The organism is Pseudomonas rhizosphaerae (assembly GCF_000761155.1).
In the GTDB taxonomy this organism is placed as follows: Bacteria; Pseudomonadota; Gammaproteobacteria; order Pseudomonadales; family Pseudomonadaceae; genus Aquipseudomonas; species Aquipseudomonas rhizosphaerae.
The window spans coordinates 3,356,038-3,373,849 of record NZ_CP009533.1; the positions used below are offsets into that span (position 1 = coordinate 3,356,038).

Annotated in this window: 13 protein-coding genes, 2 tRNA genes and 2 pseudogenes; 15 read left to right on the forward strand and 2 right to left on the reverse strand. The window is 60.0% G+C overall.

What is annotated here, in order from left to right; genetic code table 11:
* Positions 1 to 349: 349 nt before the first annotated feature.
* From LT40_RS14900 to LT40_RS14915, 4 genes are all read left to right on the forward strand, one after another.
* Positions 350 to 2,578: an AsmA family protein gene (locus LT40_RS14900; protein ID WP_043191652.1), complete on the forward strand. Its 2,229-nt coding sequence runs from the start codon at positions 350 to 352 to the stop codon at positions 2,576 to 2,578.
* A complete protein-coding gene (mutY, locus tag LT40_RS14905) occupies positions 2,575 to 3,639 on the forward strand; it encodes an A/G-specific adenine glycosylase (protein WP_043191655.1) in 1,065 nt (354 codons plus the stop codon). The genes LT40_RS14900 and mutY overlap by 4 nt, the downstream gene beginning before the upstream one ends.
* Positions 3,639 to 3,911, forward strand: a complete 273-nt coding sequence (locus LT40_RS14910) for an oxidative damage protection protein (RefSeq protein WP_043191657.1) — start codon at positions 3,639 to 3,641, stop codon at positions 3,909 to 3,911. The genes mutY and LT40_RS14910 overlap by 1 nt, the downstream gene beginning before the upstream one ends.
* A gap of 92 nt (positions 3,912 to 4,003) precedes the next feature.
* A tRNA-Phe gene (locus LT40_RS14915) sits at positions 4,004 to 4,079 on the forward strand.
* 181 nt (positions 4,080 to 4,260) lie between these two features.
* Here the strand turns inward: LT40_RS14915 and LT40_RS14920 are convergent.
* Positions 4,261 to 6,441, reverse strand: a complete 2,181-nt coding sequence (locus tag LT40_RS14920; protein WP_043191658.1) for a TonB-dependent siderophore receptor — start codon at positions 6,439 to 6,441, stop codon at positions 4,261 to 4,263.
* Between the two features lie 314 nt (positions 6,442 to 6,755).
* On the opposite strand from LT40_RS14920, the gene LT40_RS14925 reads away from it, so the two are divergent.
* Positions 6,756 to 6,977: a hypothetical protein gene (locus LT40_RS14925; RefSeq protein ID WP_043191660.1), complete on the forward strand. Its 222-nt coding sequence runs from the start codon at positions 6,756 to 6,758 to the stop codon at positions 6,975 to 6,977.
* A gap of 101 nt (positions 6,978 to 7,078) precedes the next feature.
* Here LT40_RS14925 and gabP read toward each other — a convergent pair whose 3' ends face one another.
* Complete coding sequence (gabP, locus tag LT40_RS14930; protein ID WP_043191662.1) at positions 7,079 to 8,467, reverse strand: GABA permease; 1,389 nt, start codon at positions 8,465 to 8,467, stop codon at positions 7,079 to 7,081.
* Between the two features lie 589 nt (positions 8,468 to 9,056).
* On the opposite strand from gabP, the gene LT40_RS14935 reads away from it, so the two are divergent.
* From LT40_RS14935 to LT40_RS20970, 10 genes and pseudogenes are all read left to right on the forward strand, one after another.
* Positions 9,057 to 9,830: an ABC transporter ATP-binding protein gene (locus LT40_RS14935; RefSeq protein WP_043191664.1), complete on the forward strand. Its 774-nt coding sequence runs from the start codon at positions 9,057 to 9,059 to the stop codon at positions 9,828 to 9,830.
* A 15-nt stretch (positions 9,831 to 9,845) separates the two neighbouring features.
* On the forward strand, positions 9,846 to 10,595 hold the full coding sequence (locus LT40_RS14940) for an ABC transporter substrate-binding protein (RefSeq protein ID WP_043191665.1): 750 nt from the start codon (positions 9,846 to 9,848) through the stop codon (positions 10,593 to 10,595).
* 56 nt (positions 10,596 to 10,651) lie between these two features.
* Positions 10,652 to 11,347, forward strand: coding sequence for an ABC transporter permease (locus LT40_RS14945; RefSeq protein ID WP_043191669.1), 696 nt, complete (start codon positions 10,652 to 10,654; stop codon positions 11,345 to 11,347).
* Entirely contained in the window at positions 11,344 to 12,033 is a 690-nt protein-coding gene (locus LT40_RS14950; protein ID WP_043191671.1) for an ABC transporter permease, read from the forward strand. The genes LT40_RS14945 and LT40_RS14950 overlap by 4 nt, the downstream gene beginning before the upstream one ends.
* Positions 12,018 to 13,220 (forward strand): methyltransferase, encoded by a 1,203-nt coding sequence (locus LT40_RS14955; protein ID WP_148308565.1) that lies wholly within the window; start codon positions 12,018 to 12,020, stop codon positions 13,218 to 13,220. Before LT40_RS14950 ends, LT40_RS14955 begins: the two co-directional genes overlap by 16 nt.
* A gap of 290 nt (positions 13,221 to 13,510) precedes the next feature.
* Positions 13,511 to 13,586: transfer RNA gene (locus tag LT40_RS14960), tRNA-Thr, on the forward strand.
* 218 nt (positions 13,587 to 13,804) lie between these two features.
* Positions 13,805 to 14,396 (forward strand): annotated as a pseudogene (locus LT40_RS14965) (tyrosine-type recombinase/integrase); the annotation flags it as partial.
* An 861-nt stretch (positions 14,397 to 15,257) separates the two neighbouring features.
* Positions 15,258 to 15,527 (forward strand): annotated as a pseudogene (locus LT40_RS14970) (integrase domain-containing protein); the annotation flags it as partial.
* A gap of 188 nt (positions 15,528 to 15,715) precedes the next feature.
* Positions 15,716 to 17,041: an AAA family ATPase gene (locus LT40_RS14975; protein WP_043191673.1), complete on the forward strand. Its 1,326-nt coding sequence runs from the start codon at positions 15,716 to 15,718 to the stop codon at positions 17,039 to 17,041.
* A complete protein-coding gene (locus LT40_RS20970; protein ID WP_052393444.1) occupies positions 17,028 to 17,693 on the forward strand; it encodes a retron system putative HNH endonuclease in 666 nt (221 codons plus the stop codon). Before LT40_RS14975 ends, LT40_RS20970 begins: the two co-directional genes overlap by 14 nt.
* Positions 17,694 to 17,812: the final 119 nt, after the last annotated feature.

A 17,812-nucleotide genomic window follows, 5' to 3' on the forward strand; every position in this document is an offset into this window, starting at 1 on the left:
TCTTCACGCACGTTGGCGATCGATTGTTTTATCGGCAGCACTTGGCAAATCGCGACATAAAGTCGCAGCGGACAGTTGAAGGGGCGGAGATTACCACTAGATGTAACCAATGGAAGCAAACTGCTATCCCTTTATTGCGATGAACTGCCGGATGGTTGGCAAATCCTTCCAAACGGTTCCCAGGATTCTGCGCGGACAGCCGAAACCTGCGCGCCAAAGCGCTCGCGACTGCCTTGCGAGGCAGCGGCGAACGCCCGGCGCAACGGCACCGACGGACCGCCCACATCGCCAGTCGCACAACGTTATACTCTCCCGCTAACTTCCAAAATTCGGACTTAAGGACTCGCCCATGAAAGCGTTCGGCAAAATCCTCGGCCTGTGCATTCTCGGTCTGTTGTTGATTCTGGTGGCCCTGGGCTTCGCCCTCACCCACCTGTTCGACCCCAACGACTACAAGGACGAGATTCGCCAACTGGCACGGGACAGGGCTCACGTCGAGCTGACCCTCAACGGGGACATCGGCTGGAGCCTGTTCCCCTGGCTGGGCCTGGAGCTGCACGACGCCAGCGTGGCGACCCTGACCAACCCCAAGACCCCCTTCGCCGACCTGCAGATGCTCGGTCTTTCGGTGCGCGTGTTGCCGCTGCTGCGCAAGGAAGTGCAGATGAGCGACGTGCGCGTCGAGGGCCTGAACCTGTCCCTGGAGCGTGACGCCAATGGCCATGGCAACTGGGAAGACATCGGCAAGCCCCTGCCCACCACCACGGCGGACCCCACCGACCCGAATGCCCCGGCGGTCACCGAGCCCGGCAAGCCGCAGGCGCCTTCGCGCCCGGTCAAGCTCGATATCGACAGCCTCACCGTGAACAACGCCCGCGTGCAGTATCACGACGCGCGCACCGGCCGCATGTACACCGCCGAGAGCATCCAGCTGAGCACCGGCGCCGTGCACGAAGGCGCCGACATTCCGCTGAAGCTGACCGCCTTCCTGGGCACCAACCAGCCGGTCGTACGGGCTCGCACCGAACTGGCCGGCGAACTTCGCTTCGACCGCGTGCTCAAGCGCTATCAGCTCGAGGACATGCGCCTGAGCGGTGAAGCGTCGGGCGATCCGCTGCAAGGCAAAACCGTCACCTTCAGCGCCCAGGGGCAGCTGCTGCTCGACCAGTCCGCCAACGTCGCCGAATGGACCGGCCTCAAGCTGGCCGCCAACCAGATGCGCGCACTGGGCGAACTGCGCGTGCGCAATCTGGACAGCGAGCCACAGCTCAGCGGTGGCCTGTCGATTGCCGAGTTCGATCTGCGTGCCTTCTTCGACGGCATCGGCCAACCGCTGCCGGCGATGGCACCGGGCAGCCTCGGCAAGTTCGAGCTGGTCAGCCGCCTGCAGGGCACCCGCGACAGCCTGGGCCTGGAAGACCTGACACTGAAGCTCGACGACAGCACCTTCACCGGCCGCATCGCCGTAGACGATTTCGCCCGCCAGGCGCTGCGCCTGCAACTCAAGGGCGACACCTTCAACGCCGACCGCTACCTGCCGGCCAAGAGCGAAAAGACCGCCAACGCCAGCGCGGCACGCGAGGCCGAGGTGCAGAACAGCGAAGCGGCCGCCGTGGCATCCGGTGAATCGCCACTGCCCGACGCCCCGACCCGTGGCGCCTGGAGCGACGATCGCCTGCTGCCTGTCGAGCGCCTGCGAGCCCTGGATGTACAAGCCGACCTCGCCATCGGCCAACTGACCCTCAAGGGCCTGCCAGTACGCAACGCCACCCTCAAGGCCCAGGGCCAGGGCGGCATGCTGACCTTGCAAACCCTGGCCGGCGGCCTCTACAACGGCAGCGTCAACACCCAGGGCACCCTCGACGTGCGTCCGGAAACGCCGCAGCTGGCGCTGCAGACGCGCATCGACAAGGTGCCTGTGGAAAACTTCATCAAGTCGCAGAACGCCAACCCGCCGGTCAGAGGCCTGTTGAACCTCAATAGCAACCTGAGCGGCTCGGGCAACAGCCAGAAGGCGCTGGTCGAATCGCTCAACGGCACCGCCAGCTTCGTCCTCAACGACGGTGTGCTGGTCAATGCCAACCTGGAGCAGCAGATCTGCCGCGGCATCTCGGTGCTCAACCGCAAGACGCTCAACGGCGAGCCGCGCGGCAAGGACACGCCCTTCAAGGAGCTCAACGGCAGCCTGGTGTTCCGCAACGGCCTGGCCAGCAACCAGGACCTGCTCGTGCGCATCCCAGGCCTGACCGTCAAGGGCGACGGCGACGTCGATCTGCGCGTACTGGGCATGGACTACCGCGTGGGCGTGGTGGTGGAAGGCGAACAGGGCACCAGCGCCGACCCGGCGTGCCAGGTAGGCGAACGCTTCGTCGGTGTGGAACTGCCGCTGCGCTGCCGTGGCCCGCTGGAGATGGGCGCCAAGGCCTGCCGCATCGACCGTGACGGCTTGGGCCAGGTGGCTGCCAAGCTGGCCGGCGACCGCATCCGCGACAAGATCGACGAGAAGCTCGAAGAAAAACTGGGCGACAAGGTCGACCCCAAACTCAAAGACGCGTTGCGAGGTCTGTTCAACCGATGAGCCCCGAGCAGTTTTCCAGCGCCGTGCTGGAATGGTACGACCGCAACGGCCGGCATGATTTGCCGTGGCAGCAGGACATCAACCCGTATCGGGTGTGGGTCTCGGAAATCATGCTGCAACAGACCCAGGTCAGCACGGTGCTGAACTACTTCGACCGCTTCATGGCCGCACTACCCACGGTGCAAGCGCTAGCCGAGGCGCCGGAAGACGAAGTGCTGCACCTGTGGACCGGGCTGGGCTACTACACCCGTGCGCGCAACCTGCAGAAAACCGCGAAGATCGTGATGGCCGAGCACGGCGGCGAGTTTCCCCACAACGTGGAGAAACTGGTGGAGCTGCCCGGCATCGGCCTGTCCACGGCCGGAGCGATCGCCAGCATCAGCATGGGCCTGCGCGCGCCGATCCTCGACGGCAACGTCAAGCGCGTGCTCGCCCGCTACACCGCGCAGGAAGGCTATCCGGGCGAACCCAAGGTGGCCAAGGCGCTGTGGGCCACCGCCGAGCGCCTGACCCCACAGATCCGAGTGAACCACTACACCCAGGCGATGATGGACCTGGGTGCCACCCTGTGCACCCGCAGCAAGCCCAGCTGCCTGCTCTGCCCACTGGAAAAAAGCTGTGAAGCGCACATGCTTGGCCTGGAAATCCGCTACCCGGTGCCCAAGCCGCGCAAGGCCGTGCCGCAACGCGCAACGCTGATGCCTCTGCTCGTCAACCGCGAAGGCGCCATCCTGCTTTATCGCAGGCCCTCCAGCGGCCTGTGGGGCGGACTGTGGAGCCTTCCCCAGCTCAATGACCTGAGCGACCTCGAGCACCTCGCCGACCAGCATGCGCTGCACCTGCTCGGCCGACGGCAGTTGCCTGCCCTGACCCACACCTTCAGCCATTTCCAGCTGGCCATCGACCCGTGGCTGGTGCAGGTCGAGCAGACCGCCCACCACGTGGCCGAGGCCGACTGGCTCTGGTATAACCTCGCCACACCGCCGCGCCTGGGCCTCGCCGCCCCGGTGAAGAAGCTACTGCAACACGCAGCCGACGCCTTGAACGCAGGAGATCTGTAATGACCCGCACCGTACTGTGCCGCAAGTACAAAGAAGAACTGCCCGGCCTGGAGCGTCCGCCCTACCCCGGAGCCAAGGGCGAGGACATCTACAACCACGTCTCCCAGCAAGCCTGGGGCGACTGGCAGAAACACCAGACGCTGCTGATCAACGAGCGCCGCCTCAACATGATGAACGCCGAAGACCGCAAATTCCTGCAGGGCGAGATGGACAAGTACCTGTCCGGCGAGGAATACGCCAAGGCCGACGGCTACGTGCCACCCGCCGAATGACCCAGCAAAATCGTAAGCGACGGTATTAATTAAAATTTTTTTCGACATCACGCTTGACGACCCGTCGAAAAACCAGTTTAATGCGCCCCGTTGCCCAGATAGCTCAGTCGGTAGAGCAGGGGATTGAAAATCCCCGTGTCGGCGGTTCGATTCCGTCTCTGGGCACCACCTTCCGTTTTCAGGTGGTGCGTGCAGTACCTGAAAACACACAGAGAGCCCGCCTAGTGCGGGCTTTTTGCTGTCTGGCGTTTCACACCTTGTGAAAGACCGTGGGCATGCGAGTGGATCGAGTTTGGTCCTCGGCTCCACTCACAGGCCCGGCGCGCCCTCCTTGGCCAAGTTGGCTGGCTTACCAGCGAAACGCCACGGTCCCCAGCACCGTTCGCTCCTCGCCCCAATAGCAGCGACCCGCATTGTTGCAGCCCGACACGTATTCCTTGTCGAACAGGTTCTTCGCGTTCACGTCCACCGACCAATGCTCGTCGATGTCATACCCCACCAACGCATCCACTAGCGTCACATCGCCGGTCTTCAGCTTGCCGTACAGCGTCGGGGCTGTGTAGGCAAAGGTGTTGTCGAAGTAGCGCACGCCGCCGCCCAGGCGCAAGCCGTTCAGTGCGCCGTCCAGGAAGCGATACGTTGCCCAGGTCGACGCCTGGTTGCGCGGAATGCCCGTCAGTTGATGGTCTTCGAACAATGAACCTGGCGCATCTTTGGTCACCCGTGCATCGGTGTAGGTGTAAGACGCCACCAGACTGAGATTGGGCGTCACGTCACTGTTGACCTCAAGCTTGAGGCCCTGAGACTTGCTCTCGCCCACTTGCCGGCTGAAGCCACTGCTGCCTGCGACCACGTCGCGGGACTTGGTCAAGTCGAAAACAGCTGCGCTGAAGGTCGTGTTCCAACCTGTGGGCTCGAACTTCGCCCCCACTTCATACTGCTTGCTGAGAATCGGATCGAGCAGATCGCCATTGGGCTGGGACGATTGTTGTACGGGGGTGAATGCCGTGGAATAGCTGACATAGGGCGAGATGCCGTTGTCGAACTGGTACATCAGACCCGTCTGCCAACTGAACCGATGATCCCAGCCGTCCAGATCCGTGGCCGCTATCGCTGCACTGCCAGGGCGAGCCGCGCTGGCGCGGTTACGGTATTGGCTCTGCACCCAGTCCTGACGCCCGCCCAACAGAAAGATCCAGTTGTCGTACTTGCTTTGCAACTGGCCATACGCGCCGTACATGTGCTGATCGAGCTGGGAGTTCTGCACGTATTGCGAGGCGTTCGGCTGTACCGTCGAGAACACCGGGTTGAACACGTTATAAGTACCGCCCAAGCCTGCGTTCCAGTCCTGATTGAACGAGGTCCGGTCGTAACTTGCGCCGAGCAGCACAGTGTTATCCAGCGCCCCTGAACTGAAGTGTCCTTCGAACTGGTTGTCCACCGAATAGGTGATCGACTTGTTGTCACGATCATAAGCCGTGCTGCTCAACGTGCTGCCAAAGCCGGCCCGATTCAGGTTGTTTGGCCAGGTTTCATGACGGTTCAAGCGCGATTCCATGTAGCGCGAGTTCTGACGGAACTGCCAGACGTCGTTGATCTGATGGCTGAACTCATAACCCAAGGTCCAGGTTTCGCGCTCGAAATCGTCCCAACTCGGGTTGCCGTTGAACTGATCCTTGCCGATTTTGCCATTGACGTTATTGAGCAGCGTTCCTGCTGCCGGATAGCCCAACAGCAACTTGGTGCGGTCGCGCTGATAGCTCGACAGCAAGGTCAGTGCGGTGTCTTCGCTGAAGTTGAACGTCATCGACGGCGCGATGTAGAGGCGATCATCCGGTACCGAGTCGACCTGAGTGTCGGCATTGCGGCCCAGCATGACCAGTCGGCCCAGAATACGGTTGTCGTCCGTCAACGGACCCGACACATCGAGCCCCAGTTGGCGGCGGTTGTTGCTGCCATAGGTGAACTTGGCCTCGCCCCGCGCGGTTTCGGTCGGCTTTTTACTGACCAGATTAACCAAACCGCCCGGCGCATTTTCGCCGTAGAGAATCGAGCTTGGGCCTCGAAAGACTTCGGTACGCTCCAGGCCATAGGGCTCGGTGGTGGTGTCGTAACGGTTGCCTTGCAGGCGCAACCCATCTTTCAGCAAACCATAGCCATAGTCCGTGGCGTTGTAGCCACGGATGGAAAACAGATCACCGGCCAGGCCGTCGCCGACGGCGAAAGGCGGCGCGAAGATGCCTGGCACGTAGCCGAGGATGTCGGTAAGGGTCTGAGAACCCTGGTCCTGAATGCGTTGACGGGTGACCACTGAAACAGAACGCGGAGTTTCGGACAGAGGCGTACTGGTTTTAGTGCCAGCGGTGCTGTTCTGCACCTGATAACCCACGGTCTGCTGGCTTTCTGGTGCCTGATCGGTAATGACCGAGTCCTGCAACTGTAGCGCTGCGCCTTGGGCCACTGGCCTGGCGGGCGCTTCGTCGGCAGCGGCGATGCCCTGCCAACTGAGTGTGGCAACCAGTAAAGCCATAGAATTCGCGCTGGAATTCTTCTTGTTATTGCGAGCCATCTACCATCCCCTCCCCTGAAGATCCTGCGAAGACCAGCTATTTTTTGTAATGAAATGCCACAAAAAGCGCGAGAATCTAACATAGAGTGATTCTCGCTACCATTATCATTACTAAAAGATCGGCTATCCAAACTTCAGAAGGCGGAACGAAAGTTCTTATACAGGTGCGTAGCAGGCTCATGGGCTACCCTTTGCCTTCACCTCATACCTCTCGAAACACACCGGGAGTTCCCATTGGTCCACGGACGGATCAGCACTCAGCACACGGAGTCAGCATGCACAGTGATGAAAAACTCGAACGCCTTTCGCTCGCCACGCACTCGACAGCAGGGCAGCCAAGCGCGGCTGCAAAGAAACAAGCATTCCTCGACCACCTTGCGTTGTGCCGGCGAAAGGTCGAGCAGTGGCCGGAATGGAAGCAAGCGTTTTTCAAACCACCAGCCACGGCGCGGGCAAATGATTCCGAAGCGAAGGAACTGGATAACCTGAGCGGCTGACACGCCGAGCCAGGCATGCTTGCCCACTTGCAGGGCTGCAGAAACAACAAAGGCCGCTGTCATCACTGACAGCGGCCTTTGCATTCCAGCGGTCTACTTGATCAGCGGCCCATCGCTACCCGCGCGTGGCCGGCCTTGCGGCGGCTGGAGACGATCAGGCCCGCAACCACGACCGCGATGGCCAGGCCGCCTGTGGCGAGGATTTCAACGCGGTGGTCTTCGCGCAGCGCCATGGTGGTCAGTACTGCGACGATGAACAGGATGACCACGTAGGTGAGGCCGGGGAACAGCCACATCTTGAAGTCGATCTTCTCACCGGCGAGCTCGCGCTTACGGCGCATGCGCAGCTGCGACACGGCAATCACCAGGTACACCAGCAGGGCGATGGCGCCGGAGGTGGCGAGCAGGAAATCGAACACGGCGGCGGGTGCGACGTAGTTGGCGATCACGGCAACGAACGCAGCTGCAGTGGACATCAGCACGGCCACCGACGGGGTGCCCGACTTCGAGGTTTTCTGTGCGGCAGCAGGCGCGTCGCCGCGCTTGCTCAGGGAGAACAGCATGCGCGAAGCGGTGTACAGCGCCGAGTTCAGGCAGCTGGTTACGGCGACCAATACCACGATGTCAACGATCAGCTTGGCGTTGGGGATGCCGATCAGCTCGAGCACGGTCTGGTAGGAACCCAGCTCGGCCAGGCGCGGGTCGTTCCACGGCACCAGGGCAACCACCAGGAAGATCGATACCAGGTAGAACAGGAAGATCCGCCAGATCACCGAGTTGGTGGCCTTGGAGATCTGCTGGCCGGGGTTCTTCGATTCGGCGGCGGCGATGGTGACGATCTCGGTGCCCATGAACGAGAACATGGTCGTCAGCATGGCAGCGACGACAGCACCCAGCCCGTTGGGCATGAAGCCCATGGTGTCGGTGAGGTGGCTGACGCCGCTGACCTGGCTGTTGGGCATGAAGCCGAACACCGCGCCCAGGCCGACCACGATAAAGGCAATGATCGCCAGCACTTTGATCAGCGCGAACCAGAACTCGAACTCACCGTAGTTCTTCACGCTGAACAGGTTGGTTACCGTCAGCACCAGGGTGATCACCAAAGCGAACACCCAATGCGAAACGTCGGGAATCCAGGCATGCAGGATCGACGCGGCAGCGTTGGCTTCCAACGGGATCACCAGGACCCAGAACCACCAGTACAGCCAACCGATGGAGAAACCGGCCCAGTGCCCGATGGCGCGGTCGGCGTAGGTGGAAAACGAACCGGTGTCGGGCGAGGCAACGGCCATTTCACCCAGCATGCGCATGACCAGTACCACCAAGCTACCGGCAGCGGCGTAGGCCAGCAGCACGGCAGGGCCAGCAGCGGCGATGGCATGCCCGGAACCTACGAACAGGCCGGCACCGATAACACCGGCGATCGACAACATAGTTACATGACGCGGCTTGAGTCCCTGAGCGAGACCTGTGGAATTCTGCGTACTCATAAAACTACCTTTGCGAAAAATAGCGTTCTGTCCGGCGGTGGTCACAAGCCTTGTGCAAAGTCTGCTACACCCCGTTCCTTATCTTTTACGCAATAATTGCGCCAAATTGTACCAAGGTATATCCTGCCGCCCTGAAACGGACCTCTGGGCTGATCACAGCAAGGGATTGAATCCGTTGAAGTTTGCGACAACGGCTGAGACGCATTACCGAACTACTCAGCCTGGGTCGATATGCCGCACCAAAAAACGACGTCGGTAACACCCTCGCACAAAAACAGTGCAACCTAAAGGCGCAACTTTTGCATGGGCATCTTGTGCCTCAGGTGCAACTTTGTGCGACCTGCCTCTTATCGCACTGCCGCGCAACCCGTGCATTCGCGCTTTCCTCGACTAGGCAAAACTGGCAACATCGCGCCTTTTTATCGCGCCCTGCCCATTCGACACGCTCGCCGCACTGCCTTCGCGCACTGCGCCAGGTGCATGACGATCACGCTGCACGCTCAGCTCCGTCATCCGCGCTATGCTTGCTTTGCGTTTTACCGTTCACGTCGATGACGGCAGGCCGCACCCGCCTATATGAGGACCGCACATGGCCAAGGCCACGCCCGCTCTGGAAATCCGTAACCTGCACAAGCGCTACGGTGCACTGGACGTGCTCAAAGGCATATCGCTGGCCGCCAACGATGGCGCGGTGATCTCCATTCTCGGTTCGTCCGGTTCCGGCAAATCGACCCTGCTGCGCTGCATCAACCTGCTGGAGAACCCCCATCAGGGTGAAATCCTGGTGGCCGGTGAAACACTCAAGCTCAAGGCTGCACGCAATGGCGAGCTGATCGCCGCCGACAGTCGCCAGATCAATCGGCTGCGCAGCCAGATCGGTTTTGTGTTTCAAAATTTCAACTTGTGGCCGCACATGAGCGTGCTCGACAACATCATCGAAGCGCCGCGCCGCGTGCTTGGGCAGAGCCGCGCCGAAGCGGTCGAGGTGGCCGAGGCGCTGCTGGAAAAGGTCGGCATCGCCGACAAGCGCCACGCCTATCCGAACGAGCTTTCCGGCGGTCAGCAACAACGTGCGGCGATTGCTCGCACCCTGGCGATGCAGCCCAAGGTTATCCTGTTCGACGAGCCGACCTCGGCGCTGGATCCGGAAATGGTCCAGGAGGTGCTCGCGGTTATTCGCAACCTGGCCGAAGAAGGCCGTACCATGCTGCTGGTGACCCACGAGATGGGCTTTGCCCGGCAAGTCTCCAGCGAGGTGGTGTTTCTGCATCAAGGTCTGGTGGAAGAGCAGGGTACGCCCGAGCAAGTATTCGACAACCCCTTGTCGGCGCGCTGCAGGCAGTTCATGTCCAGCAACCGCTAACGGAGCAATAACAATATGAACATCAAGAAACTCTTTCTGGCGGTTGCCGCCACCCTGCTGGTCAACGGCGCCGCCCTGGCGGCCGACAAACTGCGCATGGGCGTGGAAGCGGCCTACCCACCGTTCAACAACAAGGACACCAGCGGCCAAGTCGTGGGCTTTGACGTCGACATCGGCAAGGCCCTGTGCGCCAAGATGGAAGTGGAATGCGAAATCGTCACCTCCGACTGGGATGGCATCATTCCCGCATTGCAGTCACAGAAGTTCGACTTCCTGGTGTCGTCCATGTCGATCACCCCCGAGCGCTCGGAAGTGGTGGACTTCACCAACCCGTACTACAGCAACAAGCTGCAGTTCATCGCCAAGAAGGGTGACGACTTCAAGACCGACGGCGACAGCCTCAAGGGCAAGGTCATTGGCGCCCAGCGCGCGACCCTGTCGGGCACCTGGCTGGAAGACAAGTACGGCATGGACGTCGACCTCAAGCTGTACGACACCTCCGAAAACGCCTTCCTGGACCTGACCAGCGGCCGCCTCGACGCCATCCTGGCCGACAAGTACGCCAGCTACGACTGGCTCAAGAGCGACGCCGGCAAGGACTTCGAATTCAAGGGTGACGCTGTCGAGCAAAGCGACAAGATCGGCATCGCCGTTCGCAAGGGCGACGCCCTGCGCGACAAGCTGAACGCGGCGCTGCAGGAAATCATCGCCGACGGCACCTACAAGAAGATCAACGACAAGTACTTCCCTTTCAGCATCCTCTGACAGCCCGGCGGGCGTAGGCCTACAAGGCCGGCGCCCGCCCCTGAACAAGCCTGCCCATGAACATCGATCTCTATGGCTTCGGCCCTGCGCTTGCCGCAGGCGCGCTGATGACCGTCAAACTGGCCCTCAGCGCCCTGTGCCTGGGCCTGCTGCTGGGCCTCGCCGGCGCCCTGGCGAAAACCTCCGGCAACCGCCCCCCGCAGTGGCTCGGCGGCTTCTACTCGACACTGGTACGCGGCATCCCCGAGCTGCTGTGGGTGCTGCTGATCTACTTCGGCACCGTCAACGGCCTGCGCAGCATCGGCCTGGCGCTGGGCGTCGGCAGCCTGGAACTCAGCCCCTTCGCGGCCGGTGTAATCGCCCTGGGCCTGTGCTTCGGCGCCTACGCCACCGAAGTGTTCCGCGGCGCCATCCTGGCCATTCCCAAAGGCCATCGCGAGGCCGGCTTGGCCCTGGGCCTGAGCACGTCGCGGATCTTCATCCGCCTGGTGTTGCCGCAGATGTGGCGCATCGCTTTGCCGGGGTTGGGTAATCTGTTTCTGATTCTGATGAAGGACACCGCGCTGGTGTCCGTCATCAGCCTGGAAGAAATCATGCGCAACGCGCAGAACGCCGTCACCGTCAGCAAACAGCCGTTCACCTTCTATATGGTCGCCGCCCTGATGTACCTGAGCCTCACCGTGGTCGCCATGGTTGCCCTGCACTTCATGGAGAAACGCGCCGCACGCGGCTTCGCGAGGGCTTCGCAATGAACTGGGAAGTGATCATCAAGTGGCTGCCGCGCCTGATGCAAGGCGCCACCCTGACCCTGGAACTGGTCGCCATCGCGGTACTGGCCGGGCTCATCCTGGCCATCCCGCTGGGCATCGCCCGCACCTCGAAGAAGTGGTACATCAGCGGCCTGCCCTACGCCTACATCTTCTTCTTTCGCGGCACGCCGCTGCTGGTGCAGCTGTTTCTGGTGTACTACGGGCTGGCGCAGTTCGACACGGTGCGCGAGAGCAGCCTGTGGCCCTACCTGCGCAGCCCGTTCTGGTGCGCCGCCGGGACCATGACCCTGCACACCGCCGCCTACATCGCCGAAATCCTGCGCGGCGCATTGCAAGCCATCCCCAAGGGCGAGATCGAAGCCGCCCGCGCCCTGGGCATGTCCCGCAGCAAGGCCCTGGTGCACATCATGCTGCCACGCGCCGCCCGCATCGGCCTGCCGGCCTACAGCAACGAAGTGATCCTGATGCTCAAGGCCAGCTCCCTGGCCAGCACCGTCACCCTGCTGGAGCTCACCGGCATGGCCCGCACGATCATCGCCCGCACCTACCTGCCGGTTGAGATCTTCTTCGCCGCCGGCATGTTCTACCTGGCCATGTCGTTCGTGCTGGTGCAGGCGTTCAAACTGCTCGAGCGTTGGCTGCGTGTGGACGCGTGCCAGGGCCGCTGAGCCTGCAAGGCGACCAGCTGCGTGAGCGCTTTCACGCACTGGACGCCTTTTTGGCCGAGCGTATCGATCTGTGGCGGCCCAAACCCTTCACCCAACTGACCCTACCTTGGGAAGCCAAGTATCCCGAGCTCGCCACCTGGCTGCGCGCCCGCCCCCTGGCCGAAGCCGAGGCTGTGCATAACTCGCTGTTGGACCTGGACGCCCCGGCGCCCTTCCCTGCTTTGGCCCGACAGGCACATGCGCTAAGCGCAGTAGGCCCGCTGCCGACCACTGACGTGCCCGCCGCCCGCCGCCGACTCAACGTCGACGTGCCCGGCCGTAAATGGCAGCAGATCGAAGCCTTCGCCGCTGCCCTGCCCTTCGCCGATTCCACCAGCCACTGGCTGGACTGGTGCGCCGGCAAAGGCCACCTCGGCCGCCGCCTGCTGCGCGATGGCCAGCACCTCACCTGCCTGGAATACGACCCCGCACTGGTCGCCAGCGGCGCCCAACTCAGCACCCATCACGCCCTGCCCGCCCACCACCAACTGCAAGACGTCATGGCCGACGACCTGCGCCTGCCAGCCTCCACTACCCCCGTCGCCCTGCACGCCTGCGGCGACCTGCACGTCCAGCTCATGCACCGCGCTACCCAGGCGGGCTGCCAGCACCTGGCCTTCGCACCCTGCTGCTACAACCGCACCCACGGCGCCTATCGCCAACTGTGCAGCGAACCCTCCGCCCTCTCCCTCACCCTCGAAGACCTCGGCCTGCCCCTCGAAGCCACCGTCACCGCCGGCGCCCGCGTACGCCGCCAACGCGACCAGTCCATGGCCCGCCGCCTGGCCTTCGACCTGCTGCAGCGCGAGCAACGCGGCACCGACCACTACCTGCCCTGCCCCTCACTGCCCGCCGCCTGGCTGGACAAACCCTTCGCCGACTACTGCCGCGACCTGGCCGCACTGCAGAGCGTACCCATAGGGCATGGTGTGGACTTCGACGACCTCGAAGCGCGCGGCTGGCAACGACTGGCCCAAGTCCGCAACCTCGAACTGCTGCGCGGCCTGTTCCGCAAGCCGCTGGAGCTGTGGCTGGTGCTCGACCGCGCCCTGTACCTGCAAGAGCGCCAGTACACCGCACAAGTCGGCACCTTCTGCCCGGAAACCCTGACGCCCCGCAACCTGATGATCATCGCCGAACGCACCTGAAGCCTGCGCAACCTGTGGATAACTCTGTGGGTAGAAGTGTGACGCGACGCATCAGTGCTGCGCCAGAACGCTGGAAAGCAGACTGGTCATTTTTCGGTCATGTCCGATTCGCCAGCGAAAACAGTAGCTTGCGAACGATGTCATCAAAACGACCTAATCGGCGAACGGTCGACCGGTTTGGCACGCCGAATGTGCATAAGCACTGACGGGTTAAGAGCTAAAGACGAAGAAATTATGCCGCAGGGGGGTTTACTCGCACGATCGAATGGCTATAATCAGCGCCCTCACTTGCCGGTATAGCTCAGATGGTAGAGCAACTGACTTGTAATCAGTAGGTCCCGGGTTCGATTCCTGGTGCCGGCACCATACAAAACAAGGGCTTGCAGCGATGCAGGCCCTTTGTTTTTGTCCCGCACGTAACAACGCACGTAACAAGCGCGCGACCGGCCCGTGCACACCCCCTGTAGGAGCGGCCAGTGGCCGCGAAGGCGTCGGTCCAGTCACCACTGCCCTAAGCCCCTATAAACTATCCCTCTTCCACATCGCGCAAACACCGCCCAGAATGCCAGCCGCCCTGGCGTTGCATATTTGCATGCCTCAGCGAATTGCGCTTCGCAAGGTGAAACAAATTTGATCTCAAGCGCGGCATTTGGGAAATCCCTGACACCCGCCCAGCGCTGGACGCCGTACCCTTTTCCACACTGGATACAAAATGGCCGGAGACATTCACCTTGTACCCTCATCACCGCAAGCGGTGACCTTGCTAGAGCAGATTCACAAGATCACCGGCAAATTCGACCTGGTGTTTGCCGGAGACGCCAAGCCTTGGAAACCGATGTCCGAAAATACGGTGATGCTGCGTTGAGGACGATGGGCTATGACACCAGAGTGGACATCTGCGGCCACGGCTTCCGCTCCATGGCGTGCAGCGCGCTGATCGAGTCCGGCTTGTGGTCGGAGACAGCCATCGAACGGCAGATGAGCCATAAGGAGCGCAACAATGTGCGCGCCGCGTATATCCACAAGGCCGAGTTCCTTGAAGATAGCCGGATGATCATGACTTGGTGTAGCCGGCTTCTGGAGGTAAACCGCGAGGATCATGTGACGCCGCATGAATTTGCCAAGCAGACGGGTGGAACCGTTATGCGCATTCGCAGTGCAAGGTGGGCCGAGTAGCCCGCCGCGCCACCGCTGCAAACCAGCTCCGTTTAAAAGGACCGAATCTTATACAAAAACAGCCGGCACAGCTTAGCGTCTATGGAAAACCAACATTTTCCACCGGGGGATAATTTTATCTACAGCCGCTAAGAATCTGAAATCCGGCAGCTTGACGATTTTATCCACAAGCGTAAACCACACATTGCAAGCGCTGCTAGGCAGCAAAATATGGCCCGAAACCCAAAAGGTCACGCCCCTCGTGAGACGGTTCATCCCAAGTACGATTCGCGTCCGGTAGCTTGTACGGTCACCACCCATGTGATGGATGCCTACTCAATATCGTTGCCTCTACGGCAACCACCCTACCCTCCTGCCCAGCAGCAACCTATGCGCTTGGCTATTTCGTGTGCGCCAACCCTTTGCCCGCCTCTTTCTTCAGGAAAGAGAAAGGCACTCAAAGCACTGCTGCAGCCCATATAGAACGGGGCTTTGCCGCAATCCTCCTCATGACAATCGGCGTGACAAACACCGAAGTCACCAGCCACAGCGATGCAGATGATGGTGCCGCAGACCATGGATTGGACTGCACCTGGCTGACAGCCAGGCATGCCCCGGTCATTACCTCGTTGCCTTCACCCGACTCAGGATCTCGCGGCGCTGGTTTCGTCAGCCAACGCAGCCTCCACCTGCCCACCGGCAACGGTGCTCAGGTAGTTAGATCATGAGATGCCCAAGCTCTTGGCCGTAAGCAGCCGTAAGTCCCGCGTAAGTGGACATCCCCACAGGCCGCAGGGGCCTTGATCCCTGATAACACTCAACATTCTTGGCGGGATGACGTGAGGAAGGTTTAAAAGGTTTGGCTTCGAGAGGAGTTCGATCATGGCATTGGTAGGTAGACGGGACGGGCGGGATTTTGGCTATGGCCGGCAATTGAGTTATGCCGGGCCACAGGCGTTGCGGGACATGTTTGGCGGCGGGCATTACGGCACGGTCAAGGCGCACAGTGATCGCTGGCAGGCATTTGTACGCTGGTGTCACTCGGAAGATGGGCCGGGGTTTAACGATGCGCGGCAGATTAATCGGCAGACCTTGATGGACTACGCCGGACATCTGCGTCAGCAAGTTGAACGAGGTGAGTTGGCCATCGCAAGATAGGCCGGGGATGTCTACCTTTCAGGGGGCAACCTAACGCTACCAGTTAGGTGTCTACAAAACCGAGGCGATCAGTATCCCGAGAACACAGCCATAACGGTGTGAGCATCATCGGGTCGCTTTGATAGGCATCCTTCCCCTATTCCGGTAGTCTGCGGATAGGGTAAAACAGAAGCGAAACCGTCATGTGGATTAAAGAATTCTCCATCGAAAACATCAAATGTTTCGAGCAGCAGACCTTGAAGTTCGATCAGCAGAATACTCCCTACCAGTGGATTACATTTCTCAGTGAGAACGGCTGCGGGAAAAGTACAATTCTGCAATCGCTCGGCTTGCTGCTTGCCGGGCCAGACAGTATCCCCAGCCTGCTGCCTCGCCCCACTGGCTGGCTGCGCGATGAAAAGATGGCGGGTAAAATATCTATTCGAGTTCACCAAGGTCCTATGGATCCAGGGGACTTTGGCGAGGAAAAACGTCGACGCGTTTTCGCCTACAGCTACCATATTACAGGTGACCGGGCTGTCACAATCCGGAACAAGATCCACACCGCACCGGGTATTCACGAAAACCCGGATCGGGCTTTGAGCTGGCTTCGGCAGAACGCATTCACGAGCAAGGGGCAAGGTTGGTTCTGCGCAGGTTACGGACCTTTTCGACGACTTACTCGCTCTCATCAGATCATTGTGCCGACCCTGGAGCCGCAAGCTCGACATAACAACTTCATCAGCCAATTCCAGGAAGACGAAGCGCTGGCGGTTTTTGAACGCTGGATGGTCTACCTAGATTATCGAATTGCTAAAGACGGTCATGAAAAAGACCGCAGGACCTTGAAGTACGGTATCGAGGCCATCGACAGTCTCTTACCGGATGATGTCCACTTCGATTCCATCTCCTCCGAAGGACGCATCCTCTACAGCGTCAATGGAGAAAAAGTACCCACGCTCTCGCTCAGTGATGGGTATCGGAGCATCTTGGCGTTTGCGGGCGATTTGGTCTGGCGCTTGCTGCTAGCGTTTCCTGAGAGCAAAAACCCAGCTCACGAGCAAGGCGTGGTGCTGATTGACGAGTTGGACATCCATCTGCATCCGCTGTGGCAAAGGGACATTGCCCTCAAGCTCAGATGTGCGTTCCCCAAGCTTCAATTCATCGTGACCACCCACAGTCCCTTGGTCGCCGCAGGCGCGGGCGAAGATGCGTTGACCGTTAAGATTTCGAAGGGCGACAAGGGCGCTACATTCCATCCAGTGGATAACCTACACAAGCTATCCGTAGACAAGATATTGACTACAGAGGCGTTTGGCTTGGTGTCAGCATATTCGCCACAAACCAACGAAAAAATGGAACAGTACTCCCAGTTATTCAATAAACCGGACAAAACGCGTGCGGATAAGGCCGCTCTGAAAAAGCTCCAGCCCCAGATCAAAGATCTTACGAGCGTCCCATCTGGCGCTCAGGAACTGGATCGGAGGATTGATAAACTCCTGGCGAGCTTTATAGATGATCAAGCTTAAGCGACCGTTAAAACCCCAAATTCTCAAGCAGAATGAAACGACTTGGACGGCTGATTACCTAGCAGCCAAGGCATCTGGTGATACTGACGCGATCGACGCTGCAGAAAGGAAATATCGCCATAAAGAAATCAAGAATGCCTTACGCGACATGCACCAGCGTAAGTGTGCCTTTTGTGAATCTTTCATTGAGCATGTTTCTTACTCTCATATCGAGCACTTCAAACCTAAAAAGCGCTATCCGAAAATGCTTGTCAGATGGAGCAATCTCCTGCTGGCTTGCGGTGTGTGCAACGGGACGGCCTATAAAGGTGAAAAATTCCCGACTGCGGCTCAAGATGGGCCTCTTATTAACCCGGCTAACGAAAATCCTGACGATTTTCTAACCTATTTATTTGATCCTGTGGCGAATGTAGCGTTGGTCGGTTACAAACATCCCCGAGGGAAAACCACCATTGATACGCTAGGCCTAAATCGTCCAGATTTAGCAAAAGACATTCGATGCCAAGTTGTCAAAAAATTATTCGCCTTGCGAAAGATTATTGATCAGCCAAACGTTCAGGACGATGTTCGACAGCCCATGCTAGACATCCTATTCGAAGCGGCTGACAGCGGCCAACATTACTCCGCGTTTGCAAAGGCATTGCTACCCTGAATGAATTGCTCCGGCTTTTTTTGACACTGTTCAGCCTAAATGCCGTCCTAGCTTGAGAAGCTCAACTAACAGCGGCTTCTGGTCGCTTCTCGCCCTTCTTGACCGGCAGAGATCGATCG

Excerpts from the sequence above, each read along its gene's own strand:
- LT40_RS14945 (WP_043191669.1), top strand. The coding sequence starts at position 10,652 with ATGAACATCGATCTCTATGGCTTCGGCCCTGCGCTTGCCGCAGGCGCG.
- LT40_RS14910 (WP_043191657.1), top strand. The coding sequence starts at position 3,639 with ATGACCCGCACCGTACTGTGCCGCAAGTACAAAGAAGAACTGCCCGGC.
- LT40_RS14925 (WP_043191660.1), top strand. The coding sequence starts at position 6,756 with ATGCACAGTGATGAAAAACTCGAACGCCTTTCGCTCGCCACGCACTCG.
- mutY (WP_043191655.1), top strand. The coding sequence starts at position 2,575 with ATGAGCCCCGAGCAGTTTTCCAGCGCCGTGCTGGAATGGTACGACCGC.
- LT40_RS14975 (WP_043191673.1), top strand. The coding sequence starts at position 15,716 with ATGTGGATTAAAGAATTCTCCATCGAAAACATCAAATGTTTCGAGCAG.
- LT40_RS14940 (WP_043191665.1), top strand. The coding sequence starts at position 9,846 with ATGAACATCAAGAAACTCTTTCTGGCGGTTGCCGCCACCCTGCTGGTC.
- gabP (WP_043191662.1), bottom strand. The coding sequence starts at position 8,467 with ATGAGTACGCAGAATTCCACAGGTCTCGCTCAGGGACTCAAGCCGCGT.
- LT40_RS14900 (WP_043191652.1), top strand. The coding sequence starts at position 350 with ATGAAAGCGTTCGGCAAAATCCTCGGCCTGTGCATTCTCGGTCTGTTG.
- LT40_RS14920 (WP_043191658.1), bottom strand. The coding sequence starts at position 6,441 with ATGGCTTTACTGGTTGCCACACTCAGTTGGCAGGGCATCGCCGCTGCC.
- LT40_RS14935 (WP_043191664.1), top strand. The coding sequence starts at position 9,057 with ATGGCCAAGGCCACGCCCGCTCTGGAAATCCGTAACCTGCACAAGCGC.
- LT40_RS20970 (WP_052393444.1), top strand. The coding sequence starts at position 17,028 with ATGATCAAGCTTAAGCGACCGTTAAAACCCCAAATTCTCAAGCAGAAT.
- LT40_RS14950 (WP_043191671.1), top strand. The coding sequence starts at position 11,344 with ATGAACTGGGAAGTGATCATCAAGTGGCTGCCGCGCCTGATGCAAGGC.